This is a genomic window from Actinosynnema sp. NPDC037264 (assembly GCF_055603705.1).
This window is the reverse complement of the sequence record NZ_JBVJVK010000014.1, coordinates 149,090-175,273: the sequence shown is the minus strand read 5'-3', so window position 1 is coordinate 175,273 and position 26,184 is coordinate 149,090. Positions and strand designations below refer to the sequence as shown.

The following is a 26,184-nucleotide window of genomic DNA, read 5'->3' as shown; positions in this document are numbered from 1 at the left end:
CTTTGGGTGGTGACCCCACCACCCCCGCACCCCCCCAACACCTCGTCTCCCTCCCCACCAACCCCCGCCCCGAGCCGGGGACGTTGTCTCCCCCCCCCGCCCCCCCCCGACTCCGCTGTCCGGTCTCACCACAAAGCTCGTCTCACCAACCTGAAAAAGCCGGGGGAGCGACGCACTCCTTCGCCGCGACCCAGGCGGGGCGGTTGGTCAGTACCAGCGTTGGTTCGCGCCGCCGTGGCAGCTCCACATCTGCACGACGGCCCCGTCATTCGGGTTCCAGTCCTTGACGTCGAGGCACTTGCCGTTCATCTCACTGCGGATCATTCCGGCGTCCACGTACCAGCGTTGGTTGGAGCCTCCGTGGCAGCTCCACATCTGCACGACGGCCCCGTCGCTGTTGTTCCAGTCTCTGATGTCGAGGCACTTGCCGTTCATGTCGCTGCGGATCATCCCGGCGTCGCCGTACCAGCGCTGGTTGGCGCCGCCGTGGCAACCCCACAGCTGGACGGTCGCGCCGTCGTTGTTGTTCCAGTCCTTGATGTCGAGACACTTGCCATTCATCTCGCTCCGGACCATCACGCCGGTCACCGCTTGCGCCGGAGCCGACAGCATCATGGTGCCGCTGAGCACGACGGCGGCAAGGCTGAACACCGCAACCAGCATCCTCGACCTTTTCATGGCCTTCCTCAGGGTGTGGGTATTCTCGAGTGAGAATGTTCGAGCGATCGCGGTGATCGGGTTCGATCAACCGCGACTCGTCCGACCCTGGGACGTTCCGGCCGTGCTCGGCAATCGCTCTCCGTCGAACGGGTGTAGGGCGCTACCGGGTCGAGCTAAGAGCTTTCACCATGATCTCCGAAAATGACCCACGGTGAAGCCGCGCAGGGTGATGTCGGGCGGCCGACCGCGCCGGCTCGCACGTCCACGGGGTCCGGGTGGCAGCGCCCGACCCGGGGTTGACATTGTCGCATCCTATGACTCATCGTGTTGAGACAAAGGTTGTGACATTGGGAGGTGGCACATGCGCCAGGGAGATCACCCGGAGGCCGGGCGGTGGCTGGCCCGGCACGGCTTGGCCGACGCCGAGCCGACCCCGCTGCTCGCGGCACGGCTGGCGGTGCGACGGCGTGCCAACCTCGCCAACAGCGTCCTGCTGGCGGCGTTCATGATCGGTGCGGCACTCACGCACGCGTTGACGCTGCCCGCCGACGTCACGTCGTCCTGGCCGGCGCTGCTGGTGCTCACGGCGTTGGTGGTCGGGTTGCTGGTGGCGCAGTGGCTGCTCGGCTGGTGGGTGCGGCGGGTCGACCGGCGGGCGGGCGCACGACTGCCCCGGCGGGTGGCCCACCCTGTCCAGCTCGGGTGGCCGGCGGTGTTGGGCCTGCCGCACGCCGTCTTCACGGTCGCCGGCTTCGCCGGCGCGTTGCTGCTCGCGGTGAGCGTGCTGCCGGTTCCGGACCCCGGCCTGCGGTCCGGGGCGGTCATCGTGCTGATCGGCCTCGTGGGCGCCGCCGCCGGCACCGTCATGCAGTTGCGCCAGGTGCTGGCGAGCCCGGCCGTGGCGGAGGACGAGGCGTCGCTCACGGCCGACGTCGTGATGCGGGTCGAGGACGCCCGCGCCGTCGTCACCCCCAGCCTGGTGTGGTTGCTGCCGGTCATCTTCCTGTACGGGGACTCGCTCGGCTGGTGGAACGCGGTCTCGGTGGCGCTCCTCGTGGTGGGCGCCGTCGTGTTCTCCCTGATCCAGGTCCGGTCCGCGGGCGTCGGTGCGGCGGCACGGCGAGCCATGGCGACCCGGTGATCGTCATCGACGCGGCCTCGCCGACGCCGCCGTACGCGCAGCTCCGAGCCCAGCTCGCGAGGCAGATCCAGGACCGCGCGCTCGCCGTGGGCACGAGGCTCCCGACGATCCGCCGGCTCGCGGCCGACCTCGGCCTCGCCGTGAACACCGTCGGTCGGGCGTACCGGGAGCTCGAGGAGGCCGGGCTGATCGAGACCCGCGGGCGGGCCGGGTCGTACGTCGCGGCCGCCGGCGACCGCGCCCTCGAACAGGCCCGCCGCGCCGCCCTCGACTACGCGGCGGTCATCGCGAGCACCGGCATCGATCCCACCGAGGCGATCCGGATCGTCGAGGCGGCCCTGGGCCGTGCCGCGACACCGTGAACAGCGGAAGGCGAACCTGCGACGACCGGCAGCGCTCTTCGCCCGCACACCACCGATGCGCGGTTCACGGCCGGGACGTGGTCGTGCGGCGGGTGCGGCTACCGTGGGCGCCTTCGGTGAGGCGGCGGAGGTGGTGGTGGACGGGGACGACGTGGCCGGGCACTCGAACACCGTCTCCGGTCCCAGCGACTTCGTCCTGCAGTCGCGCGACATCCACGGCGGCGTGCACCTCACGACCGCCGCGCCCGTGCGGCAGCCCCGGCAGTTGCCCCTGTCGACCGGCAACTTCACCGGTCGCGAGCCGGAGCTCGCGGAGCTGGACGCGCTGTTGGGCGGCGGCACGTCCGGTGTGGTGATCTCCGCGCGGCGGATCCGATCTTGGTGTCGATCTGCTCGATGAACGGGGTCATGGTCAGCACGACGAACGGCACCGACGGCACGAGGTTGGCCACGATGACGCCGGTCATGCTGCCGGCCAGGTGGAACTTGTAGAGCACGGTGGCCAGGGGGATGCCGTAGGTCATGGGCGGCATCAGGATGGGCAGCAGGAACAGCAGGGTGAGCAGCTTCTTGCCGGGGAAGTCGCGGCGGGCCAGGGCGTAGGCAGTGGGCACGCCGATCAGCACGGAGATCACGACCACGGCGACGGAGACCTGCAACGTCACCAGCAGCACGTCGAAGAGGTCGTACTCGCGCCACGCCATCACCGTGACCGGCGCCGGCCGCACCGTCACCGTGCAGGCGGTGGTGAACAAGCCGATCACCGAGCCCGCGGGCGGTTTCGTGGAAGCGGGCGGCTACGTCTCCATCGAGGCCGACCACTACACCAAAGCCGTCGACGGCAACGGGATCACCTGGTCGCGCCTGCCCGACATCGGCCGTACCGGGTCGGGTATGCGGCCCAGCCCGGTGACCACGGCCGACCAGACACCGGGAGGCGACGGCGCACGCCTGGAGTACCAGGTCAACCTGACGACGACCGGACCGGTCACGGTGTGGGCGTACCTCTCGCCCCGCAACAACGTGCGTCCCGGCGACGGCGTGAAGTACGCGATGTCGATCGACGACCAGGCGCCCCGGACGGTCGACATCACGACTGCGACGCGTGCCGACGACACGACCATGAACAAGGGCTGGGAGGTCAACGCCCTGGAAGCCGTCAACCGCACGTCCACCACGTTCACGGTCACCTCTCCCGGCGTGCACACGGTGAAGTTCTGGGTGGTCGACCCCGCCGTGGTGCTGCAGAACCTCGTGGTCGACACCGGCGGCCTGAAGTACAGCTACCTGGGCCCGCCGGAGAGCCACCGGGTGTCCGCGGGCGTGGTCCCCACGACGTGACCACGCGCGGAAGGGTGGGAGGCGACGCAGCGCCTCCCACCCGCCCGGGCATCAGATCGTGCCGGTGATCGTGGCCTTGACCGCGAGGGCGGCGCCGGAGCGGGCCCATTCGCTGTGGTCGAACGGTTGCACGTCCAGGTCGATCAAGGCGGGGTCGTCGTCGAAGGTGTCCTCGATGCCGTCGTGCACCAGTTGCGTCGACACGTCGTACAGCGGGAGTCCCTCGCCGGTGAGCAGCACCTTCTGCGGGTCGACGGCGTTGGCGACGGTGCCGATGAGCACGCCGAGCGCGTAGCCCGCCTCGTCGAACACCTGCCGGGCCTGCGGATCGCCCGCGCGGACCCGGTCGAGGGCCTCGTCGTAGGCGGGGTTGCCGGTCAGTCGCCGCAGGATCACGTGCGTGAGCAGGTAGCTGGAGACGCAGCCGCGCCGGCCGCAGCCGCACAGCGGACCGCTCGCGTCGACCAGGGTGTGGCTGAAGCAGGGTGGCAGGCCGTGCGCGCCTTCGACGAGGCCGCCGTTGACGACCAGCCCGGTGCCGACGCCCGCGCCGACGGTGATCACCGCCATGGATCTCAGCCCGGCGCCGGGGCCGAACCAGTGCTGGGCGGCGGTGAGCGCCTGCACGTCGTTGTCGATCGCGGTGGGGATGCCGGTGGCGCGGGTCACCGCCGCCTTGAGCGGCACGTGGGTCCAGCCGAGGTGCTCGTCGCGCACGACGACACCGTGGTGGGTGACCCCGCCGAGCGTTACCCCCATGCCGGTCGGGGTGGGGAAGCGGGCCGCCACGTCGGCGATCTGGTCGATTACGTCGGCGGGGTCCTGGGAGCGCAGCGGCTCCTGGGTGGTGGCGACGGGGGTCGTGGTGAGGTCGGTCATCGTGGCGTGGAGCCGTTCGGCGGTCAGCTTCACGCCGAGGAAGTGGTGGGCCGCGCCCCGCACGTGCAGCATCTCCGAGGGCCGCCCCGCCGAGGCGCGGGGTCTCGTGTCGCCCTCGACCAGCAGTCCCTTCGCCACCAACGACCTGGTGACCCGGGTGAGGGTCGGCCGGGACAGGCGCAGCCGGTCGGCGATCTCGGCCCGCGACAGCGGCCCGTGGACCAGCACGTCCAGCAGCACGTCGCGGGCGATGACGGCCAGGTCCGGCCACGTGGGGGTGGTGCGGGCGCCGGCTTCCGAGGTCACCGGCCGACGATACCGGGGCTCGGGACCTCGGTGATCACCGCGGATCACGCCAACGGACACCTGCGCCGCGGACCGACCGAACCGCTCACGGCTCGGCGGAGTCGCCACCGCAGAGCCAAGGCACGGTACCCGAGTTCGAGCGGCTCGCTACGAGAACAGCCACACCGACACCCGCTACGCTGACCTGCGCCGCATCACCCCTTGTCCGATACCGACAGCGCGCCGGCAGCGGCGACCGGGCCGCCTGCGCCCGCAGAAGTCAGTCGCCGTCCCGGAAGGACAGAGATGGTCGTCATCCGCCCCTGCCAGGAAAATGACCTCGCCCTGCTGCGCGAGCACATCCCCACGCCCGGCCAACCCGAGCGTCACACCACCCGGTTCGAACGCCAACAGCACGGGCACAGCACATTCCTGATCGCCTGGGCGGACGACCTGCCGGTCGGGGCAGGCGAAATCCTCTGGCGTGGCTGCTCCGCCCCGGAGATCAACCAGCACTACCCCGACTGCCCCGAACTCAACGGCCTGGACGTCTGGCCGCCCGAACGCCGGTCCCAGGGCATCGGCACCGCCCTCATCGCCGCCGCGGAGGACGTCGTCCGCCAACACGGCCACCACCGGATCGGCCTGGGCGTCGACGATGGAAACCCCCGGGCAGCGGCCCTCTACCTCCGGCTCGGCTACCGGGAAACCGGCCGCCACTACCTCGATCGCTACGCCTACACGGACAGCGACGGAACCCGGCACGATGTCGCGGACCCCGCGCGGTTCCTGGTGAAGGACCTCCAGCCTGCCCGCACACCGCCATCCGCGACGACATCACCGCCAACCTCGACGCCGTCGAACGCCTCGAATCCCGCTTCCCCGGCCTGGACCTGGTCATCATCGAGAGCGGCGGCGACAACCTCACCGCCACCTTCAGCCGCGGCCTGGTCGACCGGCAGGTGTTCGTCGTCGACGTCGCCGGCGGCGACAAGGTGCCCCGCAAGGGCGGCCCCGGCGTCACCACCGCCGACCTGCTGGTCATCAACAAGACGGACCTCGCCGAGCACGTCGGCGCGAACATGGCGGTCATGGTCTCCGACGCCCACCGCATGCGCCGCCACCGACTGCCCGTGATCACGCAATCCCTGGTGCGAACCCCCGACGCGCCCGACGTGGCCGACTGGGTCCGCGCCTGCCTGAGCCGACCGGCCGACGCGGCGTCCGCCCAGCTCACGAGCACGGCGTGAGGGCTTGCGCGCGCCTGGTGGTCGAACGGGACCGCACCGGCCGCAGCGTCGTGCGCGAACTGCGGTCGGTGTCCCCGCTCACCCTCATGCCCAGCCCACCCGGCCGACACGACGGCGACCCCGATACCGCCCTGGTGCACCTCGTCGGCTCCGCCGCGGCCCCGTTGGGTGGTGACGACCTGGACCTGGAAGTCCACGTCGGACCGGGCGCCGGGCTGCGCTTGCAAGGCATCGGCGCCACCCTCGCGCTGCCCGGTCCGCACCCCGGCCCCAGCCGGATGACCACGAGGTTCCACGTCGCCGAAGCCGGCCGGCTCGACTACCGCACCGAGCCGACGATCGTCGCCGCCGACGCCGACCACCACACAGAGCTGCTCGCCGACTTGGCCCCCGACGCACGCCTGCGCTGCCGGGAGATCGTCGTCCTGGGTCGCACCGGCGAACCACCCGGGCGCTTCACCGGCCTCACCCGCGTCCGCCGCGCCGACACCACCCTGCTGCACCAACGACTCGACCTCGGCAACCCCGACCTGGACCACACCCCGGCCCACCTCGCCGGCCACACCGTCATCGCCGGCGAACTGCTCGTCCGGGGCGACGACCCCGCCGAACCGGCCGGCGGCGACTGGTGGTCCCTCGTCCCGCTGGCGCACGGAGGATCCCTCGCCACCGCGCTGGCCCACGACGCCCTCACCGCCGAACGCCTGCTCACCACCGCACTGGCAACCCTGTGCCGCTCGGAAGGACATCGCTGCGGGCCGGACGGCGCCTGTGCGCTCGGTGACGAGTCCGTGAGGCGGCACGTGCGCGGGTGACACCGGGCTGCGGGTGTCCGCCGTGCCGGGCCTGCGTCGACCCAGCGTGCCGGCGAGTTCAGCGGTGGGCGGTCGCGGCGGCGATCAGGATGATCAGCTGGCGGCGGAAGTGGTCGTAGTCGTCCACCGCGCCGAGCAGCGCCTCCGACTCCTGCTCCTCGCGGCGGGCGGCGGTCAGGACGTCCCGGCCGGTCGGGGTGATCTCGACCAGGGTGCGTCGGCGGTCGCGGGCGTCGGAGCCGCGGGTGACGTGCCCGGAGCGGTCCAGCCGCTCGATGGTGCGGCTCATGGTCTGGTCGGTCACCTTGCAGAGCGTCGCCAGCTCGCGCTGGGCGCGCGGGCCGTCGGCGAGGTGGTGCAGCGCGATCAGGCCCGCGTGCGTCAGGCCCAAGCCGTTCAGCACCTCGTCGAACCGGCTCTCCACGACCCGCGCCGCCACCGACAGCAGTCGCCCGGTCGGCCAGGAGTCGATGTCGGCGCGCACCTGGTCCGGCCGGTGCGACACCTCCTGCTCGTCCCCTTGGCCCACGCGACCATCTTCGCAGAGCGGTCCGAGGGGCAGTTGTTCAGCCTGCTGAGCGTTTGCCATGATGTTCAGCGTGCTGAACATCGTGCGTGGTCGCAGTGGGCTGCTCGTGCTCGGGGTGATCGGGAGCTTGGCGCTCACCGGCCTGGTGTGGCTGTTCGGGCAGCGGCTGCACGGGATCGCCCTGCTGCCCGACCAGGGAGCCTCCTGGTACTACTGGAAACTGCCCGAACCCACCTTCTGGACGCGTGCGTCGGCGTGGACCGGCTACGTGGCGCACCAGGTCGTGTCGTGGGGGCTCATCTACTACGCGCAGACCAGGATCCGCCGCTACACCACCGGCCTGCACCGGGTGAACGTCGTCGCGCTCGCGGCCAACGGCGCGTTCATCGCCCTGCACGCCGTGCAGACGCAGATTTTCTACGACGGCATCGCCCAGGACGTGTCGATCTTCAGCTCGCAGGGCTCCGTCGTGCTGCTGCTGGTGGCCGTGCTGCTGATGGAGAACAAGCGGCGCGGGCTGTTCTTCGGCCGGCGGGCCCCGATCTCGGCCGACGTCGTGGACTTCGTGCGGCGGTACCACGGCTACCTGTTCAGCTGGGCCGCGATCTACACGTTCTGGTATCACCCGATGGAGTCGACCAGCGGGCACCTCATCGGGTTCTTCTACATGTTCCTGCTGCTGTTCCAGAGCAGCCTGATGTTCACCGCCGCCCACACGAACCGGTGGTGGACGCTCACGCTGGAGCTGATGGTGGTGCTGCACGGCACGCTGGTCGCGGTGATGAACTCCGGACCGGATGGGATCTGGCCGATGTTCCTGTTCGGGTTCGTCGGCATCTTCGTGATCACCCAGATGCACGGCGTCGGCCTGAGCACGGCCGCGCGCTGGTGGGTCGCCGGGACCGTCGCGGTGGCGGTGGCGGCCGTCTACGCCTGGCGCGGCTTCGACCGCGTTGACGAGGTCGTGCGCATCCCGGTCATCGAGTACCTGCTGGTGGCCGTGCTCGCCCTGCTGATCTGGGCGCCACTGCGCCTGTCCCGCGGGCGGGCTACCGGAACCTCCGGCCGGTGACGGGCGGTCGGACGTCGGCGGCGGAACCCGGCGCGCCGCACCCGTTATTCCTATCGTTGCGCCGCCACCGGATCCTCGGCCGAATGGCCGCAGGCGCACCTCTTCGGAGTGCTGCCGCGCCGCTGTCGCGAGCCGAAGAAGATCACGAAACAGGCAACTACCGAAAAGTGCGGTTCTATACCTGCCGGCCCGCCGTACAGTCCCGCTACCGCGATGATCAAGCGTCGTCGCCACTTCGCATGCGACGGCAATTGTAATAGGGGTAGGTCATGCCTGGAGGTGAGATGTGGGTGAAAATGAACACGGGCGGCGGAACTTGCGGATCCTGGCGGTGCTCTTCGCTGTCTCCTGTGCACCGTTGACGTTCTTGGACCTGGAGGTCGCCAGCCAGCTCGCGGGCGCGCTGTCGTTACCCCTGGCCGTCGCCTTGGCCGCGCTCTCGGGAGTCTCGGCGTCGGCAGGAACAAGTGCGCTGTTCCCGTGGCGGCGTGTCCTGATCGTTTCGGCGGTCGTGATCGCGGTGCTCGGGATCCTGACCGTCGGGTACGCCGTGCGGGAGAACACGAAGGACCTCGACGTCGCCCTCTCCGGCCACGTCAGTGCTGCCGGGGTGCCGTGGACGGATAGTGGAGTCGCGACGTTGGTGTTCCCGGAGTCGCACCGTCCGCCACGGCGGGACAACTTGACCCTGGTCGTGTCCCTCCGCAACGTCCGAGATTCCGGAGATTGCGAGAACACGGCGCTGCTCGACTTCATTCCCGTCCTCGACGGGAAAGAGGGGCAGGCGATCAGCGTTGCGCCGAGGACCGAGGTGACCCTCCCGCTCGGCGGCGCGCAAACCGCGGCGCAGGTCAAAGTGGTCGTCCACTACGAACCGGCGAACGCACCGTGCAAGGTGCTGATGCAGATTGACGAGGCGGTGCTCCATGATTAACTGGTCCGCGCGCGTGCTGAGATTGTCTGTCGTGCTGGTCGTCCTGCTCTCGGCGTGCACGTCCACCGAAGAGCCGTCGTTCCCGTCGGTCGTCAACGTTGGTTCTGCGCCGAGTTCGCCCGGGTGGGGGTTCAGGGACCACACCGGAACGCGCAGTGGGTTCGACCACGACCTGACCGAATGGTTGGGCAGTGAACTGAACTTCGATCCGGTCGAAGTCGACGTCGTGACCGAGAATCGTGAGAGGGATCTCAAGAACAACACGGTCTCGATGGTCATCGCCAACTACTCGATCTCCGACCACCGGCTCAAGCAGGTGGAGATCGTCGGACCGTACATGCGCACCCAGCAAGGTGTCATGGTGCGAAGCGAGGATGCGGGCCTGTACCGCTCGGTCGGTGACCTGCTGGGAAAGACGGTGTGCGTCACCAGCGGGTCGACCTCACTGGACCAGGTGAAGAACGACCTGGGGGTCAAGGTGACCATCGTGCAGAAGAAGGTCTACGAGGACTGCCGCCTGGCTTTGCACGCGGGCGACGTGGACGTGGTGTCGACGGACCAACTCCTGCTGTACGGCATGGCCAAGACGGACAACGGCGTGACGATCCCCGCCAACATCGTTTTCGGCAAGGAGGAGCGATACGGTGTCGGCTTGCCGCTGGGTGACAAGGTCAGGTGCGAACTGATCAAGGGAAAGCTGAGGAAGTTCATCGTCGACGGCTTGTGGGACAACTTCTTCAGGGGGAACCTTCCCAACGTCTCGCCCGACAGCCACAGGCCTGACCCGAATCGTCTGAGCGAGTGCCGTTCCGCTCCCTCGACCACTTAGCGGATCGGCGTGTCCCGGGCCGGCCGGCTGTGCGCCGCGGTCGGGAGCGGCTACTGCATGTTCGCGATGTGCTGGTGCGCGGGGGAGGCGGTGCACGAGTAGAACTGCAGCTTGTAGTCGCGACCGATCATCAGCAGCGTCGGCTCGTTGGCGGCCGGGAACCGCTGCGGGTCGGCTGCGGTGTCTTCGAACGGCCGCCAGCTCGTCTCGCCGCCCCACTCGGCGGAGTCGAGGGTGAGCAGCGGTCGGACGTCGGCGCCGCAGTCGGGGCAGGACATGGGGAAGGGGTCGGTGACGCTCCACGGCGCGTGTCCGCCGACCTTGCAGCCAGGGGCGACGGACAGGTCGAACTGGTAGTCCGGGCCCTCCCACGCCTTGACCTGCTCGGCCAGGTCCTCGGGCAGGGAGAGCCGGGCCGGGTACTCCGTCACCTCCTCCGGGTGCAGCACGCACGGCTGCGGGAGGTAGTGCTCCTCGACCGCGGCCGGTCGTGGCGGGTCGGTCAGCGGATCCGTGACGTCGGCGGCGACCCGCCAGCGCAGCACCGTGCTCGGCAGGTAGCCGTCGTCCTCGTGGTCGAACGGGCACCACAGCACCTGCAGCAGGTCGGCGCCGTCCGGGCGGGGGAGACCGGGGACGTCGCGCGCGTGCAGCTGGGCCACCGGCACCATCGGCGTCGGTCCGTCCTGCGCGATCTCCGCGCCGGAGTCGACGCGGTCGACGACGACCTCTTCCTCCTCGGTCAGCAGGTCCGCGCCGTCGGGACGCGGTCGCGCCCACGCCTGCGCCAGGATCCGCCGCCGTGCCACCACGTCGGGCACGGTGGCGCCGTAGAGCGTGGGACCGGCGTGTTCGGCACAGGTCGGCCAAGGCTCCCCCGCGGGCCACAGCAACGGGCCGCCGATCGAGCTGTCCGCCGAGGTCGGTTCGCCGGGCCGGGGGTGCAGCCGCGTGGCGGTGCGCGCCAGCGGCGCCAGGCGGGGCAGGAGTGCCGCGACGTCGACCGGACGCGGCGGGGTCGTGCGGACCATGGCGGAGAGGGTATCCGCGCCCGCGGTCCCATGTCCGCGCCACCGCGACGAAGGGCCTCGTGAGTTCGGCATCGAGGTCCGCGGCGAGGGTGGCAGACTTGATCGTCGTGGTCGCGGACGACACGGTCACGGAGGTCGGGCTGCACCAGGTGCGAGCCGAGGCCTGCGGGTGAACAACCGGACGGGGAGCCGATGATCGACCACGACCTGCGGCGGGAGGCGGAGACCGAGCTGCGGCACCGCATCCTGCCGTTCTGGCTCGGCCTGGTGGACCACCAGCACGGCGGCGTGCACGGGTACGTCGACGCGGACTTGGTGGTGCACCACACGGCTGACAAGGGCGCGGTCATGGCGTGCCGGTTCCTGTGGACCTTCTCCGCCGCCTACCGCGCGTTCGGCGACCTGTCGTACCTGGCCGCCGCACGCGACATGTACCGGTTCGTGACCGGCCGCCTCGTCGACCCCGTGCACGGCGGGGTGTTCTGGTCCGTGGACCACACCGGCGCGCCGGCGGACACCGACAAGCACGTCTACGCCCAGGCGTTCGCGCTCTACGCGTTGAGCGAGTACCACCGCGCGACCGGCGATCCGGGTGCGGCGGCGAGGGCGGCGGAGGTGTACGGGATCGTGACGGGTGTCGGTTTCGACCCGGCCAGGGGCGCCTACCGCGAGCAGTTCGACCGCGCTTGGACGCCGAAGCCCAACGCCCTGCTCGGTGAGGCGGAGCTGGCCGACGTCACGATGAACACCCACCTGCACGTGCTGGAGGCGTTGACCGCTTATCACGCGGTGGCGCCGTCGCCTGCCGTGGCCGGTCGGATCGCGGCACTGCTGGAGACGTTCCGCGACCGGTTCTACGACCCGCGCCGCCGTTCGCTGCGGGTGTTCCTGGACGCCGACTGGCGTGAGCTGGGCGAGGTGATGTCGTTCGGCCACGACGTCGAGGCGAGCTGGCTGATCGACGAGGCGTGCCGGGAGATCGGCGCGGACCTGCCGGACGCCGTGGTCGGACTGGCCGAGGGCACGGCGGAACGGGCGGTGCTCGCCGACGGCGCGGTCGCCAACGAGGCGGTCGCGGGCCGGGTCGACGCCACGCGGGTCTGGTGGGTGCAGGCGGAGGCGGTCGTGGGCTTCCTCAACGCGCACGAACGCACCGGTGACCGGTCGTTCCTCGAGTTGGCGCGCGGCACCTGGGACTACATCACCGCCAACGTGGTCGACCCCCGGCCGACCGGCGAGTGGCTGTACGCCCGGGACGCGGACAACGTGCCGCTGCGCAAGGAGGCGGCCGGTCCGTGGAAGTGCTGCTACCACAACGGACGCCTGTGCCTCCAGCTCGTGGAACGCCTACCGGTGCGACTCTCTTGAGCGAGTGCTCGACCTCGACCAGGACATCGATGCCTACCTGACGTCGTGGCACGTGCCCGAAACCGGTGGCCGGCGGGTCGTGATCACGCCGCGGCAGCTGTCGGCGCACACGGCGGGCCTGACCTACAACTGGTTCCGCGGCTTCGGCAGCCACTACGCGGTGCTGGAACAGCTGCTCGAAGACGTCACCGGTGACGGGTTCGCCGACCTCGTGCGGACCACCGTCCTCGACCCGCTCGGCATGGCCGACAGCATCTTCGACCAGGCGTTCCCGCCTGCACACGTGGCCCGGCACCCGGACGAGCGTCGCGGTGCTGACGAACAACGACGCTGCGAACGAGATCCTGTCGGCCCTCTTCGCCGCCGCCGAGAGCCGTTACGGCAGGCCGACCCCGGTGGAGCCGGTCGCCGTGACCGGGACCTACGAGCTGCGCGGCGGCTACCTGATCCACGTGGAGGACACCGACGGACGCCTCACCGTGACCGTTTCGGGCCAAACTCCGCTGCCGCTGGAGGCGTTGCCCGGCGGTCGGTTGCCGACCGACTGAGGGCGGCGCCGGCTCCCGACGTGCGGTCGGGAGCCGGCGCCGCCGTCGGCGTTACGGGAGGGTGGTGAAGGGGGCGAGGAACGAGCGGGCGGACGGGGTGTCCATGCGGTAGACGACGTTGGTCGCGTAGCACGGGGCGTCGCCGGTGATCGTGGTCGCCACCAGGACGCGCTTGCCGTCGATCGTGGCGAAGTTCGGGCCGCCGGAGTCGCCGTAGCACGCGCCGCCGTTGCCCTGCGCCTCCACCATCGACAGCCGCAGCCAGGTGTTGTTGAGCGCGTTGAAGCCGAGCGGGGCCTTCATCCGGACGCCGCCGCCGGGGTGCGTGTGGCCGCCGGGGCCGTTCTGGGCTTCCTCGGTGCCGTAGCCGACGACGGTGTACTCGGCGGCGTCGAGCGCCTTCGGGCCCAGCGCGTCGAGCTTGCCCGCGGTCGGCAGGGTGGCGGGCTTGAAGCTCCAGCGCGCCGCCAGCTGCTTGGCGGGCAGCTCGACGACCGCGATGTCGTGCGAGTCGGCGGAGTTGCCCGGGTAGGCCGGGTCGGCGTGGGCCACGCCCCGCACGCCGACCGCCGCCGCCTTCTGCGCCGGGGTCCCCGTCGCGGTGTCGAGCGCGGACTGCACGTCCTGCAGCAGCGAGACGTAGAACGTGACGTTCGACGGCCAACCGTCGACGCAGTGGGCCGCGGTGAGGAAGGTGTCGGCGTCGATCATCGTGCCGCTGCACACCCAGTCGACCCGGTCCGGCGTGGCGGGGTTGTCGTCGTTGTCCCAGGTCGCGACCAGGGCTCCGACCTCCGTCCGCTCCGGGGCCGGGGTGGCGTTGTAGGTGTTGATCGCGGAAGCGGGCGAAGCGGTCACGGCGGCCAGGGCGACGACTGCCGCGGCCACGGTTGCTGTGCGCATGTGCACTCCTTGCTCCGAGCGGCGTAGGCCCGGAATTCAACCCCTCGGAACGCCCGAACAACACCGGAGCGCGGTGGTTCACAGATGCCAGAGAGCCGCGTGCCGGCCACGAGGAGGTCGCGGCGGCCGGGAAGGTCCTCCGCGAGGAAGAACTTCACCCGTGGCCCGCCGTCAGCAGTTGGACGGCGGCGGGACCGGCCCGCCGCCGTCCTGCCTAAAGCCAGTACTGCTGTCGCTGGAACGCGTACGTCGGCACCGTCGTGCGGCCGTCGGTGGGTGACGGCGGCCAGTCGACCTCGCCCCGCACCCACCGGTGGGCGGTGTCCGTGCCCGTGGCGGTTGCCGCGGTGAGCACGGCCTCGTGCGGGCGACCCGTCGCCAGGGCGGTGAGGCCCGCCAGGTACCCCTCGCGGTCGTCGGCCACGACCACGGCACGGTGCTCCAGCGCCGTCCGCGAGGCCAGCGCGGCGCCGATGCCGCCCAGGTGCTCCTTCGCCGCGACGAACGCCGCCAGCCGTTCCGCGTGCGCCGCCAACGACTCCGCCGACCGCGCGGACAGCGGCCACGGACCGGCCGCGAAGGGCGGCGGCGCCGGCGGTGGCACCTCCTCCAGCAGCACGTGCGCGTTCGTGCCGCTGATCCCGAACGACGACACCCCGGCCCGCCTCGGCCGCCCGGTCCGAGGCCACGGCTCCGCCGAGTCCAGCAGCGACACCCCGGACCACTCGACCCGGGACGACGGCACGCCGGCGTGCAGCGACCGCGGCAGCACGCCGTGCCGCATCGCCAGCACCATCTTGATCACACCGGCCACCCCCGACGCCGACTGCGTGTGGCCGACGTTGGACTTCAGCGACCCGAGCCGCAGCGGCCGCACTCGGTCGCCCCCGTACACGTCGACCAGCGCCTGCGCCTCGATCGCGTCGCCCAGCGCCGTGCCCGTGCCGTGGCCCTCGACGGCGTCCACCTCGTCGGGCCGCAGGCCGGCGTTGGCGAGGGCCTGGGCGACGACCCGGCGCTGCGCGCCGCCGTTGGGCGCGGTGAGGCCGTTGGCGGTGCCGTCCTGGTTGAGCGCGGAGCCGCGCACCAGCGCCAGCACCGGGTGACCGTGCCGCCGGGCGTCGGACAGCCGTTCCAGCAGCACGAGCGCGACGCCCTCCGAGATGCCCATGCCGTCGGCGTCGTCGGCGAACGACCGGCAGCGCCCACCGGGCGACAGCACCCGCAGCTGGTTGAGCCCGACCAGCTCGGCCGGGCGCGCCATCACCGTGACGCCGCCCGCCAGCGCCAGCGTGCAGTCGCCCTGGCGCAGCGCCTGCGCGGCCAGGTGGAGCGCGACCGCGGACGACGAGCACGCCGTGTCGACCGTGATCGCCGGTCCGTCCAGGCCGAGCACGTGCGAGACCCGTCCGGACAGCACGCTGATCAGGTCGCCGGTCTGCAGGTGCGGCGCCAGTTCCGGGGTGGCGGGCGCGTCCGCGCCGTAACCCTGGTACCGGGTGCCCAGGTACACGCCGGTCCGGCTGCCGCGCAACGCCGACGGGTCGATGCCGGCGCGCTCGAACGCCTCCCAGCCCGTCTCCAGCACGAGCCGCTGCTGCGGGTCCATCGCCAGCGCCTCGTCCGGGCCGACGTCGAAGAACGCGGCGTCGAACGCGGCCGGGTCGCGCAGGAAGCCGCCTTCCTTCGTGCACGTGGTGTCGAGGCGACCGGGTTCCGGGTCGTACAGGCGGTCGAGGTCCCAGCCGCGGTCGTCGGGCAGCGGACCGATGACGTCCCGCTCGGCCTCCAGCAGCCGCCACAGGTCCTCCGGCGAGCGCACCCCGCCGGGCAGGCGGCAGCTCATCGCCACGATCGCGATCGGGTCGTCGTCGGTGACGGACGGTGCCGTGGGCGTCACCGGTTGCGCGCCGCCCAGTTCCGCCACCAGTCGGTCGGTCAGCGCGACCACGGTCGGGTGTTCGAAGACCACCGTGGCGGGCAGCTTCACGCCGGTCGCGGCGGTCAGCCGGTTGCGCAGCTCGACCGACGTCAACGAGTCCAGGCCCAGGTCCCGGAACGGCCGGCCCAGCGGCACGTCGTCGCGCCGCAGCACGGCGGCCGCCGCCGCGTGCACGATCTCGCGCACCTCCCGCTCGCGCTGGTCCGGGGACAGCGCGGCGAGCCGGGTGGGCAGGTCCGCCGCGGTGGCCTCGACCGGATCCCCGACCTCGGCCAGCAACGGCCGCGGGCGGCTCGCGGAGAACACCGGCAGGAACCGGTCCCACGCCACGTCCACGATCGCCACGCAGGTGTCGTCGTTGTCCAGCGCGCGCCCCAGCGCCACCAGCGCCTGTTCGGGGTCCATCAGCGGCAGTCCCTGCCGCTCCGCGAGCCGCACCACCTCCGGCGGTCCGTCCGGGCCCCACCGGTCGGGCGTGTCCCACAGACCCCACGCGACGCTGAGCGCGTGCCGGCCGCGGTCCCGCCGCTGCCGCGCCAGCGCGTCCAGGTAGGCGTTGGCCGCCGCGTACGCGCCGTGGTCGCCGCTGCCCCACACGCCCGCGACCGACGAGAACAGCACGAACGCCTCCACGTCCGGCAGCAGTTCGTCGAGGTTCCGCGCGCCGGCCACCTTCGGCGCCAGGACCTGGGCGAACTCCTCGGACGTCGTGGTGCGCAGGGGATCGAGCCGGATCTCCGCCGCCGCGTGCACGACCACGCGCACCGGCCCGATCCGGTCGATCAGCTCCGCGAGGGCGTCCCGGTCGGCGATGTCGCACCGCGCCACGGTCAACCGAACGTCGGACTCCGCGCGCAGGGCCGCGAACGACGGCGGCTCGACGCCGGTCCGGCTCGTGCACACGACGTGCTCGGCGCCGTTGCGCGCGAGCCACCGCACGAGGTGCGGCCCGACCGCGCCGGTCCCACCCGTGACGAGCACGGTCCCGCCGGCGCGCCACGGCGAGCCTTCGCCCGCGGGCGCGCGGACCAGGCGGCGGACCAGCGTCGCGTCCGACCGCACGGCCACCTGGTCCTCGTCCGACCCGGACGCCAGCACGGCGGCCAACCTCGCCCGCACGCCGTCGTCGACGTCCGCGGGCAGGTCGACCAACCCGCCCCACCGGTCGGGGAACTCCAGGGCCGCCGTCCGGCCCAGGCCCCACAGCGCGGCGGCGTCCGCCGACGCCGGGGACTCGTCGGGTCGGGCCGCCACCGCACCCGAGGTCACGAACCACAGCGGCGACCGCGCGGCCCGGATCACCGCCAACGCCCGGTCCGGGTCCACCACCGTGCTCACGACGCGAGCCGCCTCGGGCAGCGAGACCCCGCCGCCGACCGGCACCGCGACCACCTCGCCGCCCAGCACCTCCCGCAGCCGCTCGCCGAGCGCCCGGTCCTCCGCCGGCACGACGATCACCGTGCTGCCCGCCACCGCCCCGGCCGGCGGTTCCCACGGCCGCCACGTCACGCCGTAGCGCCACTGGTCGTGGTCGGTCCGCCGACGTCGCCACCGGGACAGCACGGGCAGCGCGGGCGCCAGGGCCCGGGCCAGGTCGGGCCGACCGGGCGCGACGAGCCGGGCCAGCGCGTCCGCGTCACCGGCCTCGACCGCCGCCCAGAACCCCGCGTCCCGACCCTGCCCGACGACCCCGGAGTCCAACCAGTACCGGTCGGGGCGGAACGCGTAGGTCGGCAGCGCGGTGACCCGGCCACCGGCCAGCGCGGGCGCGAAGTCCACCGCGGCGCCCGCGGCCCACAGCTCGCCGAGCGCGGCCAGCACGCGCGCCGGACCGCCGTCGCCGCGCCGCAGCGTGCCGACCGCCACGCCGGTCCGGTCCTCCAGGACGTCCTGGAGCGCGACCGTGAGCACCGGGTGCGCGCTCACCTCGACGAACACCGTGTGGCCCTCGGCCAGCAACCCGTGCACGGCCTCTTCGAACCGGACCGGCCGCCGCATGTTGTCGTACCAGTAGTCGGCGTCCAGCTCCTCGCCGCCGACCACGGCCGCCTCGACCGTGGAGTGGAACGGGATGTCGCCCGGCCGCGGCGCCAGGGGGCGCAGGTCCTCCAGCAGGTCGGCGTGCAGCACCTCGACCAGCGAGCAGTGCGTCGCCACGTCAGACCGGACCTTCCGCGCCTGGACACCCTCGGCCTCGCACCGGGCGAGCAAGGCGTCCACCGACGGCGTGGGTCCCGACACGACGATGGACGCGGGCCCGTTGAGGGCCGCGACGACGAGGTCGGTGCCGCGCAGGAGGGCCTGGACCTCCGCCAAGGGCAACGACACCGCGGCCATCGCCCCCTGACCGGACAACGCCCGCAACCGCCTGCTGCGCAACGCGACCACGCGTGCCGCGTCGGCCAAGCTCAGCGCACCGGCCACGCACGCGGCGGCGATCTCGCCCTGCGAGTGCCCGACCACCGCGGACGGCTCCACGCCGTACGACCGCCACAGCGCCGCCAACGACACGTTGAGCGCGAACAGCACCGGCTGCACCACGTCGATCCGCTCCGCGGAGGGCGCGCCGGGCACGTCGAGCAGCACGTCCCGCACGTCCCAGCCGATGAACGCCGCCAGCGCCCGCGCGCAGTCGGCCATCCGGTCGCGGAACACCGGGCTGTGCTCCAGCAGCTCCACGCCCATGCCCTGCCACTGCGAGCCCTGGCCGGGGAAGACGAACACCACACCGCCGTGCGAGTCCACAGTGGACACGGGCGTGACGCCGCGCGCCACGTCGCCCAACGCGGCGGCCAGCCCCTCGCGGTCACCGGCCACCACCGCGACCCGCGCGGCGAGGTGGGACCGCGTCGTGGCCAGCGACAGCGCGATGTCGGCCAACGGCGCGTCCGGCAGGGACTCGCGCAGCCGCGCGGCCTGCGCCCGCACCGCCGTCTCGTCGGTGCCGGACAGCAGGAACGGCAGCAGCCGGTCCGGCACGGGATCCGGGTGAGCGCCGACGGGCGCCTGCTCCAGCACCAGGTGCGCGTTGGTGCCGCTGAGCCCGAACGACGACACCGCCATCCGCCGCGGCCGACCGGTCTCCGGCCACGGCCGCCGCTCGGTGAGCAGCTCCACCGCGCCCGCGGACCAGTCGATCCGCGACGAGCGCGGGTCGGCGTGCAGGGTGCCGGGCAGGATCCCGTGGCGCAGCGCCAGGACCGCCTTGACCACGCCGGCGATGCCCGCGGCGAACTGGGTGTGCCCGATGTTGGACTTGAGCGATCCCAGCCACAGCGGCTCGTCGCGGTCCTGCCCGTAGGTGGCCATGAGCGCATCGGCCTCGATCGGGTCACCCAGGGCGGTGCCCGTGCCGTGCGCCTCGACCGCGTCCACGTCCCGCGCGGTCAGCCCGGCGTCGGCCAGCGCGGACCGGATCACCCGCCGCTGCGCCGCGCCGCTGGGCGCGGTGAGGCCGTTGGACCGGCCGTCCTGGTTCACCGCGCCACCCCGCACGACGGCCAGCACCTCGCGCCCGGCGGCCACCGCGTCCGACAGCCGCTGCACCAGGACCACCCCGACGCCCTCGGACAGCCCGATGCCCGACCCGTCCTCGCCGAACGCCCGGCAGCGCGCGTCGTCGGCCAGCGCGTGCTGCCGGGTCAACTCCACCAGCGCGAGCACGCTGGACATCACCATCGCGCCGCCGGCCAGGGCGGAGTCGCACTCTCCCCGGCGCAGCGACTGCACGGCCAGGTGCAGCGCGACCAGCGACGACGAGCACGCCGTGTCGACGGTGAGCGCCGGGCCCTCCAGGCCCAGGGCGTAGGCGATCCGGCCGGACGCGATGCTCCCCATCCGCCCGTTGCCCAGCACGCCCTCCAAGCCCGCGGGCACGGCGTCCCAGGCGGGCCCGTAGTCCTGGTGCCCGAGCCCGACGAACACCCCGGTCCGCGTGCCGCGCATGGCCGACGGCGCGAGCCCGGCCCGTTCGAACGCCTCCCAGGAGGCCTGGAGCAGCAGCCGCTGGTGCGGGTCCATCGCCTCGGCCTCGCGCGGGCTGATGCCGAACAGGTCCGCGTCGAACTCGGCGACGCCGTCCAGGTACCCGCCTTCGCGGACCGGGGTCCCGTTGGGCGAGTCCGCGTCGTACAGGCTCTCCAGGTCCCACCCGCGGTCGCGGGGGAGCGGTCCGATCGCGTCCACGCCGTCGAGGACCAGTTCCCACAGGTCCTCCGGCGTGCGGACACCGCCGGGCAGGCGCACGGACATGCCCACGATGGCGATCGGCTCGTTCGTCGACGCGGTCTGCGCCGCGCGCAGCCGCTCGTTCTCCTTGAGCGCGGCGCGCAGGGCCTCGACGAGGCGGTCCTCGGTCACGACCGCCCTCCCAGCGCGCGGGCGATCAGGTCTTCGGCGCCCATGTCGTCGAGGGACTCCGGCCGCGGCGGGAACAGCTCGTCCCGGACCCGCACCGCCAGCTCGCGGGCACTGGGGTGGTCGAACACCACCGTCGTCGGCAGGCGCAGGCCGGTGGCCGCGTTGAGGCGGTTGCGCAGCTCGACCGACGTCAGGGAGTCGAAGCCCAGCTCGCGGAACGGCAGGTCGCCGCCGATCCGGTCGCGGCCGAGCACGGCCGCCGCGTGCTCGCCCACCAGGGACAGCAGCACGCGGTCCCGCTCGCCCTCCGGCAGCCCCGCCAGCCGGTCCGGCAGCGCGGCCTCGGCGGCTCGCGGACGTCGGGCGACCAGGCCGCGCAGCAGCGGCCGGACCTCGCCCCGCCGGCGCAGCGCCGCGAGGTCGAGCCGCACGGCCAGCGTGGACGGCTCGTCCACGGCCAGCGCCGCGTCGAACATCGCCAGGCCCTTCGACACCGTGATGAGCGGCATCCCCGACCCGACGATCCGCCGGACGTCCCGCTCGTCCAACCCGCCCATCATGCCCACGCCGGGGTCCCACGGGCCCCAGGCCAGCGACACGCCCGGCAGCCCGAGCGACCGCCGTCGCTCGACCAGCGCGTCGAGGAACGCGTTCCCCGCCGCGTAGTTGGCCTGGCCCGCGTTCCCGAACGTCCCGGCGACCGACGAGAACACCACGAACGCCGCCACGTCACCGGCCAGCTCGTGCAGGTGCCACGCGGCGTCCACCTTGGGCTGCAGCGCCGCCGCGAGCCGTTCGGGGGTCAGCGCCTCGACCAGGCCGTCCTCGAGGACGCCGGCGGTGTGCACGACGGCGGTCGGCTCCACGTCCGCGAGCAGGTCCGCCACCGCCGCCCGGTCGGCGACGTCGCACGCCACCACCCGCACCGCCGCGCCGAGGCCCGTCAGCTCCGCCACGAGTTCCCGCGCGCCGGGCGCGTCCGGGCCGCGCCGCGACGTGAGCAGGAGGTTCCGCACGCCGCGCGCGGTGACGAGGTGCCTGGCCAGCACGCCGCCGAGCCCGCCCGTGCCGCCGGTGACGAGCACCGTGCCGTCGGGGTCCCACCGGCGTGGGACGGTCAGCACGATCTTGCCGACGTGACGGGCCGTGCTCATGAACCGGAACGCGTCCTTCGCCCGCCGGATGTCCCACGTCCGCACCGGCAGCGGCGTCAGCGCGCCGCTCGCGAACAGCGGCGCCAGCTCGGCCAGCAGCCGCGCGATGCCCGCCGGCTCCACCCAGCCGAGGTCGAACGGCCGGTAGTCCACGCCCGCCGGGATCGTCGCCGGATCACGCAGGTCGGTCTTGCCCATCTCCAGGAACCGGCCGCCCGGTCCCAGCAGCCGCAGCGAGGCGTCCACGAACTCGCCCGCCAGCGCATTGAGCACCACGTCGACCGGCCCGAATGCGGCCTCGAAGTCGGTGGTCCGCGACGAGGCGATGTGGTCGTCCGCGACGCCGAGATCGCGCAGCGCGCCCCACTTGCCCTCGCTCGCGGTCGCGAAGACCTCCGCGCCCAGGTGCCGGGCGATCTGCACGGCCGCCATGCCGACACCGCCCGCGCCCGCGTGCACCAGGACCTTCTCGCCCGCCTTGAGTCCGCCCAGCTCCACCAGCCCGTGCCAGGCGGTCAGGAACACCTGCGGCACCGACGCGGCGGTCGTCCACGACCAGCCGTCGGGCACCGGGGCGACCGACCGGGCGTCGGTGGTGACCTGCGTGCCGAACGCGCCCGCCGCCATGCCGAACACGCGGTCGCCGGGCCGCAGCCCGCTCACCTCCGGCCCCACTTCCACGACGACGCCCGCGGCCTCGTTGCCGAACAAGCCCGCGTCGCCCGGGTACATGTCCAGGGCGTTGAGCACGTCCCGGAAGTTCAACCCGGCGGCGCGGACCTCGACGCGCACCTGGTGGCCGGTCAGCGGCAGCCGCCGGCCCGGTGCCAGGACGAGGTTGTCGATGCTGCCCTTGGCGGCGGAGTCCAGGTTCCAGTCGGGCGCGTCCGGTGGCCGGAGGCCGGGTTCCAGCCGGGCCACCCGCGCCGCGCTCGGCACGCCCCGCCGCACGAGGACCTGCGGCTCGTCCACGGCCAGCGCCCGCGGCAGGGCGGTGACGTCGTCCACGTCCACGAGCCCGAACCGGCCGGGGTGCTCGGTCTGCGCGGACCGCACCAGCCCCCACACCGCGCGGGCCGCGACGTCGTCACCGTCGACGGCTCCCCGCGTCACGAACACCAGCCGCGACGGGCGCTCCTCGGCGAGCCACCGCTGGATGAGCTCCAGGGCCCGCGCGGTGAGCTCGTGCGCCGATCGCACCGGCTCGTCGCCGGCGACACCGACCAGCACCACGCCGTCCGTCAGGTCGGCGGCGACGGGGAAGCCCGCCTCCGCCAGCCCGAGCACGTCCGGCGCGAGCACGGTCGCGGTGGCCACACCGGTCGCGGGCACGGGCGTCCAGTCCAACCGGAACAACGCGTCGGTGTCGAGCCGGTCGGTGTCGACCGGGCGCACGACCAGCGAGTCGATCGACGCGACCGGTGTGCCGTCCGGCCCGGTCACGGCCACGCGCAGCGCGTCGCCGTCCGGCCGGAGCCGCACGCGAAGCTCCGCCGCTCCGGCCGCGTGCAGGGACACCCCGGTCCACGAGAACGGCAGCCGCACGCCGTCGCCACTGCCGTCGCCGAGCAGCATCGCGTGCTGGGCGGCGTCGAGCAGCGCCGGGTGCAGGCCGAACCCGGTCGCGTGCACGCCTTCGGGCAGCGCGACCTCGGCGAACACCTCCGCGCCGCGCCGCCACGCCCGCCGCAGCCCCTGGAACGCCGGCCCGTACCGGAAGCCCCGGGCCGCGAAGTCCTCGTAGTCGACGTCGAGCGCCTCCGCGTCGACCGGCGGCCAGCTCTCCTCGAACGGCGCGGGCGCCGTTCCCCCGGCGGTGACCGCGCCCGCGGCGTTCCTGGTCCACGCGTCGGCGCCCTCGGGTCGCGAGTGGACGGTGACGGCACGCAGCCCGTCCGCGTCGGCCGGGCCGACGCGCACCTGCACGCGGACCGCGCCGCGGTCGGGCAGGACCAGCGGCGCGACGAGCACCAGGTCCGCGACCCGGTGGCACCCGACCTCCTCGCCCACCCGCAGCGCCAGTTCCAGCAGCGCCGTGCCGGGCAGCAGCACGCGGTCGAGCACGGCGTGGTCGGCCAGCCACGGGTGGGTCCGGGTGGACAGCAGCCCGGTGAACAGGGCGCCCTCGTCGTCGGGCAGGTCGCCGCCCGCGCCCAGCAGCGGGTGCGGCGCGTCCGGCCCGGCCTGGCGCGGGTCGGGCCAGAACCTCCGGTGCCGGAACGGGTAGGTCGGCAGCTCGACCGGACGCGGGTCGGCGCCGTCGCACAGCCGCTCCCACGCCACGGTCGCCCCGCGCACGTGCACGGCGGCGAGCGCGGCCAACGCCGCCTCGTCCTCGGGCTCGTCCTTGCGCAGCAGGGGAATCGCGTGGTCCACGGACTCGTGCGCCAGGGCCGACAGCACGCCGTCCGGGCCGAGTTCGAGCACGGTCGTCACACCCTGCTCGGCGAGGGTGCGCAGGCCGTCGGCGAACCGGACGGTCTCGCGCACGTGCCGCACCCAGTACTCCGGGTCGGTCACGTCGCCGGTCGTGTTCGGCACCAGGCGCAGCGCGGGCCGGTGGTAGACCAGGCCGCGGGCGACGGCGCGGAAGTCCGCGAGCATCGGCTCCATCAGCGGCGAGTGGAAGGCATGGCTGACCTTCAACCGGGTACCGCCCCGCCCCTCGGCCACCGCGAGCACCGCCTTCTCGTCGCCCGCCACCACGACCGACCGCGGCCCGTTGACCGCGGCGATCGACACCCGGTCGTCCAGCAGCGGCCTGATCTCGTCCTCGCTCGCGCGCAGGGCGATCATCGCGCCGTCACGCGGCAGCGCGGCCATCAACCCCGCCCGCGCCGCCACCAGCCGGCAGGCGTCCTCCAGGGAGAACACCCCGGCGACGTGCGCGGCGGCCAGCTCGCCGATCGAGTGGCCCAGGACGAAGGCCGGCCGGACCCCGAGCCACGACACCAGCCGGAACGCCGCGACCTCCAGCGCGAACAACGCGGGCTGCGCCCAGCCGGTGCCGGCGAGCAGGTCGGCGTCCGGACCCCACACCACGTCGCGCAACGGGCGGTCGGTGTGCTTGTCCAGCAACGCCGACACCTCGTCGAACGCCTCCGCGAACACGGGGAACCGCTCGTGCAGCCCACGCCCCATGCCCAGCCGCTGCGAGCCCTGCCCGGCGAACACGACGGCGAGCGGCTCGTCGGTCGCCACGCCCTCGGCCAGCTCCCCGTCCGGCAGCAGGACCGCGCGGTGGGCGAAGGACGCCCGGCCCGCGGCGAGGGTGCGGGCGACGTCGACGGCCCGGCGGCCGGCGGCGGCCTCGCGGACCCGGGTCTTCAGCTCCGCGAGCGCCTCGGGGGTCTTGGCCGAGACGGGCCACGGCACGACGGTCGCCGATCCGCCGCGGGTCGTCGCCTCCGGCGCCTGTTCGAGGATCACGTGCGCGTTCGTGCCGCTGATCCCGAACGACGACACGCCCGCCCGACGCGGCCGGCCGGTGTCCGGCCACGGCGTGTTCTCCGCCAACAGCCGCACGGAGCCCGAACCCCAGTCCACCGAGGTGGCCGGCGCGTCGGCGTGCAGGCTGCGCGGCAGCACGCCGCGCTGCATCGCGGCGATCATCTTGATCATCCCGCCCACGCCGGCGGCGGCCTGGGTGTGGCCGATGTTGGACTTGAGCGAGCCGAGCCAGAGCGGCTGCGCCCGGTCCTGGCCGTAGGCGGCCAGCAGGGCGGTCGCCTCGATCGGGTCGCCGAGCGTCGTGCCGGTGCCGTGCGCCTCGACGGCGTCCACTTCGGACGGTCGCAGGCCCGCGCTGTCCAGGGCGGCGCGGATGACGCGTTGCTGAGCTGGGCCGTTGGGCGCGGTGAGCCCGTTGGAGGCGCCGTCCTGGTTGACCGCGGAGCCCTTCACCACGGCGAAGATCCGCCGCTCGTGGCGCAGCGCGTCGGACAGGCGTTCCAGGACCAGCACCCCCGCGCCCTCCGCCCAGGCGGTGCCGTCGGCGCGCTCGGAGAACGACTTGCACCGGCCGTCGGCGGCCAGGCCGTTCTGCGCGGTGAAGGCGGCGAACAGGTCGGCCGTCGCCATGACCGTCACGCCGCCCGCCAGCACCAGGTCGCAGTCGCCGTTGCGCAGCGCCTGCGCGCCCCAGTGCACGGCGACCAGCGACGACGAGCAGGCCGTGTCGATGGTGACGGCGGGCCCCTCCGCGCCCAGGGTGTAGGCGAGCCTGCCCGAGAGGACGCTCAGCGCGTCACCGGTCGTGGAGTAGAGCAGCCGCACGTCGTCGGGCGCGTCCCTGGCGACCAGCGAGTAGTCGTGCCCCGACGCGCCCGCGAACACGCCGGTCCGGCTGCCGCGCAACGACGTGGGGTCGATCCCCGCCCGTTCCAGCGCTTCCCACGCGACCTCCAGCACGAGCCGCTGCTGGGGGTCCATCGCCAGCGCCTCGCTGGGCGCGATGCCGAAGAACGCGGCGTCGAACCCCGTGGCGTCGTCGAGGAAACCGCCGACCAGGGCACGGCTGCGGCCCGGGTCGTCGCCGGCCAGGCGCTCCAGGTCCCAGCCGCGGTCGGTGGGGAACGGCGACATCGCGTCGCGGCCGGACTCGACCAGCCGCCACAGGTCGTCCGGCGACGTGACGCCGCCGGGGAAGCGGCAGCCGATCCCCACGACGGCGACGGGCTCGGACGCCGCCGCCACCAGCCGCTCGTTGTGCCGCCGCAGCCGTTCGACCTCCTTCAGCGAGGAGCGCAACGCCTCGACGTACTCGGTCGTGCTCATGGAGCT

General features: G+C 73.2%; 17 protein-coding genes and 2 pseudogenes. 11 read left to right on the top strand and 8 right to left on the bottom strand.

Features of this window, described 5'->3' with window-relative positions; translation table 11 throughout:
* Nucleotides 1-207 precede the first annotated feature (207 nt).
* Entirely contained in the window at nt 208-663 is a 456-nt protein-coding gene (locus tag ACZ7GX_RS18445; protein ID WP_498778167.1) for an RICIN domain-containing protein, read from the bottom strand.
* 358 nt (nt 664-1,021) lie between these two features.
* Here ACZ7GX_RS18445 and ACZ7GX_RS18440 point away from each other — a divergent pair, with 358 nt between their 5' ends.
* Together ACZ7GX_RS18440 and ACZ7GX_RS18435 are read left to right on the top strand one after the other, a co-directional pair.
* On the top strand, nt 1,022-1,801 hold the full coding sequence (locus ACZ7GX_RS18440; protein WP_498778163.1) for a hypothetical protein: 780 nt from the start codon (nt 1,022-1,024) through the stop codon (nt 1,799-1,801).
* Nucleotides 1,798-2,163: a GntR family transcriptional regulator gene (locus tag ACZ7GX_RS18435; protein WP_498778159.1), complete on the top strand. Its 366-nt coding sequence runs from the start codon at nt 1,798-1,800 to the stop codon at nt 2,161-2,163. Before ACZ7GX_RS18440 ends, ACZ7GX_RS18435 begins: the two co-directional genes overlap by 4 nt.
* 287 nt (nt 2,164-2,450) lie before the next feature.
* On the opposite strand, the gene ACZ7GX_RS18430 is transcribed toward ACZ7GX_RS18435, so the two are convergent.
* Nucleotides 2,451-2,897 carry an ABC transporter permease gene (locus tag ACZ7GX_RS18430; RefSeq protein ID WP_498778157.1) on the bottom strand — a complete coding sequence of 149 codons (447 nt, stop codon included), beginning with the start codon at nt 2,895-2,897 and terminating at the stop codon, nt 2,451-2,453.
* On the opposite strand from ACZ7GX_RS18430, the gene ACZ7GX_RS18425 reads away from it, so the two are divergent.
* A complete protein-coding gene (locus ACZ7GX_RS18425) occupies nt 2,872-3,504 on the top strand; it encodes a hypothetical protein (protein WP_498778155.1) in 633 nt (210 codons plus the stop codon). The two genes, ACZ7GX_RS18430 and ACZ7GX_RS18425, sit on opposite strands and share 26 nt — an antisense overlap.
* A 51-nt stretch (nt 3,505-3,555) precedes the next feature.
* Here ACZ7GX_RS18425 and ACZ7GX_RS18420 read toward each other — a convergent pair whose 3' ends face one another.
* The gene (locus tag ACZ7GX_RS18420) at nt 3,556-4,689 is read right to left on the bottom strand and encodes an ROK family transcriptional regulator (RefSeq protein WP_498778153.1); all 1,134 of its coding nucleotides are present in this window, start codon (nt 4,687-4,689) and stop codon (nt 3,556-3,558) included.
* A gap of 402 nt (nt 4,690-5,091) precedes the next feature.
* On the opposite strand from ACZ7GX_RS18420, the pseudogene ACZ7GX_RS18415 reads away from it, so the two are divergent.
* Nucleotides 5,092-5,918, top strand: a pseudogene (locus ACZ7GX_RS18415) (GNAT family N-acetyltransferase); the annotation flags it as partial.
* Entirely contained in the window at nt 5,915-6,733 is an 819-nt protein-coding gene (locus ACZ7GX_RS18410; RefSeq protein WP_498778151.1) for an urease accessory protein UreD, read from the top strand. The pseudogene ACZ7GX_RS18415 and the gene ACZ7GX_RS18410, both read left to right, overlap by 4 nt.
* Nucleotides 6,734-6,791: 58 nt before the next feature.
* On the opposite strand, the gene ACZ7GX_RS18405 is transcribed toward ACZ7GX_RS18410, so the two are convergent.
* A complete protein-coding gene (locus ACZ7GX_RS18405; protein WP_498778149.1) occupies nt 6,792-7,262 on the bottom strand; it encodes a MarR family winged helix-turn-helix transcriptional regulator in 471 nt (156 codons plus the stop codon).
* 70 nt (nt 7,263-7,332) lie between these two features.
* Here ACZ7GX_RS18405 and ACZ7GX_RS18400 point away from each other — a divergent pair, with 70 nt between their 5' ends.
* From ACZ7GX_RS18400 to ACZ7GX_RS18390, 3 genes are all read left to right on the top strand, one after another.
* Nucleotides 7,333-8,334, top strand: coding sequence for a hypothetical protein (locus ACZ7GX_RS18400; protein ID WP_498778147.1), 1,002 nt, complete (start codon nt 7,333-7,335; stop codon nt 8,332-8,334).
* 367 nt (nt 8,335-8,701) lie between these two features.
* A complete protein-coding gene (locus ACZ7GX_RS18395) occupies nt 8,702-9,268 on the top strand; it encodes a hypothetical protein (protein WP_498778145.1) in 567 nt (188 codons plus the stop codon).
* A gap of 31 nt (nt 9,269-9,299) precedes the next feature.
* Nucleotides 9,300-10,097, top strand: coding sequence for a transporter substrate-binding domain-containing protein (locus tag ACZ7GX_RS18390; protein WP_498778143.1), 798 nt, complete (start codon nt 9,300-9,302; stop codon nt 10,095-10,097).
* Nucleotides 10,098-10,147: 50 nt separating this feature from the next.
* On the opposite strand, the gene ACZ7GX_RS18385 is transcribed toward ACZ7GX_RS18390, so the two are convergent.
* Complete coding sequence (locus ACZ7GX_RS18385; protein WP_498778141.1) at nt 10,148-11,128, bottom strand: hypothetical protein; 981 nt, start codon at nt 11,126-11,128, stop codon at nt 10,148-10,150.
* A 192-nt stretch (nt 11,129-11,320) separates the two neighbouring features.
* On the opposite strand from ACZ7GX_RS18385, the gene ACZ7GX_RS18380 reads away from it, so the two are divergent.
* The 3 genes and pseudogenes from ACZ7GX_RS18380 (at nt 11,321) to ACZ7GX_RS18370 (ending at nt 13,044) form a co-directional block, all read left to right on the top strand.
* Complete coding sequence (locus ACZ7GX_RS18380; RefSeq protein ID WP_498778138.1) at nt 11,321-12,496, top strand: AGE family epimerase/isomerase; 1,176 nt, start codon at nt 11,321-11,323, stop codon at nt 12,494-12,496.
* Nucleotides 12,497-12,500: 4 nt separating this feature from the next.
* Nucleotides 12,501-12,752, top strand: a pseudogene (locus ACZ7GX_RS18375) (serine hydrolase); the annotation flags it as partial.
* A 55-nt stretch (nt 12,753-12,807) separates the two neighbouring features.
* On the top strand, nt 12,808-13,044 hold the full coding sequence (locus tag ACZ7GX_RS18370) for a hypothetical protein (protein WP_498778206.1): 237 nt from the start codon (nt 12,808-12,810) through the stop codon (nt 13,042-13,044).
* Nucleotides 13,045-13,095: 51 nt separating this feature from the next.
* On the opposite strand, the gene ACZ7GX_RS18365 is transcribed toward ACZ7GX_RS18370, so the two are convergent.
* From ACZ7GX_RS18365 to ACZ7GX_RS18355, 3 genes are all read right to left on the bottom strand, one after another.
* Nucleotides 13,096-13,947 (bottom strand): trypsin-like serine protease, encoded by an 852-nt coding sequence (locus ACZ7GX_RS18365; RefSeq protein WP_498778136.1) that lies wholly within the window; start codon nt 13,945-13,947, stop codon nt 13,096-13,098.
* A 214-nt stretch (nt 13,948-14,161) separates the two neighbouring features.
* Entirely contained in the window at nt 14,162-20,248 is a 6,087-nt protein-coding gene (locus tag ACZ7GX_RS18360; protein WP_498778134.1) for an SDR family NAD(P)-dependent oxidoreductase, read from the bottom strand.
* Nucleotides 20,245-26,178, bottom strand: a complete 5,934-nt coding sequence (locus ACZ7GX_RS18355) for an SDR family NAD(P)-dependent oxidoreductase (protein ID WP_498778132.1) — start codon at nt 26,176-26,178, stop codon at nt 20,245-20,247. Before ACZ7GX_RS18355 ends, ACZ7GX_RS18360 begins: the two co-directional genes overlap by 4 nt.
* Between the last annotated feature and the right edge of the window lie 6 nt (nt 26,179-26,184).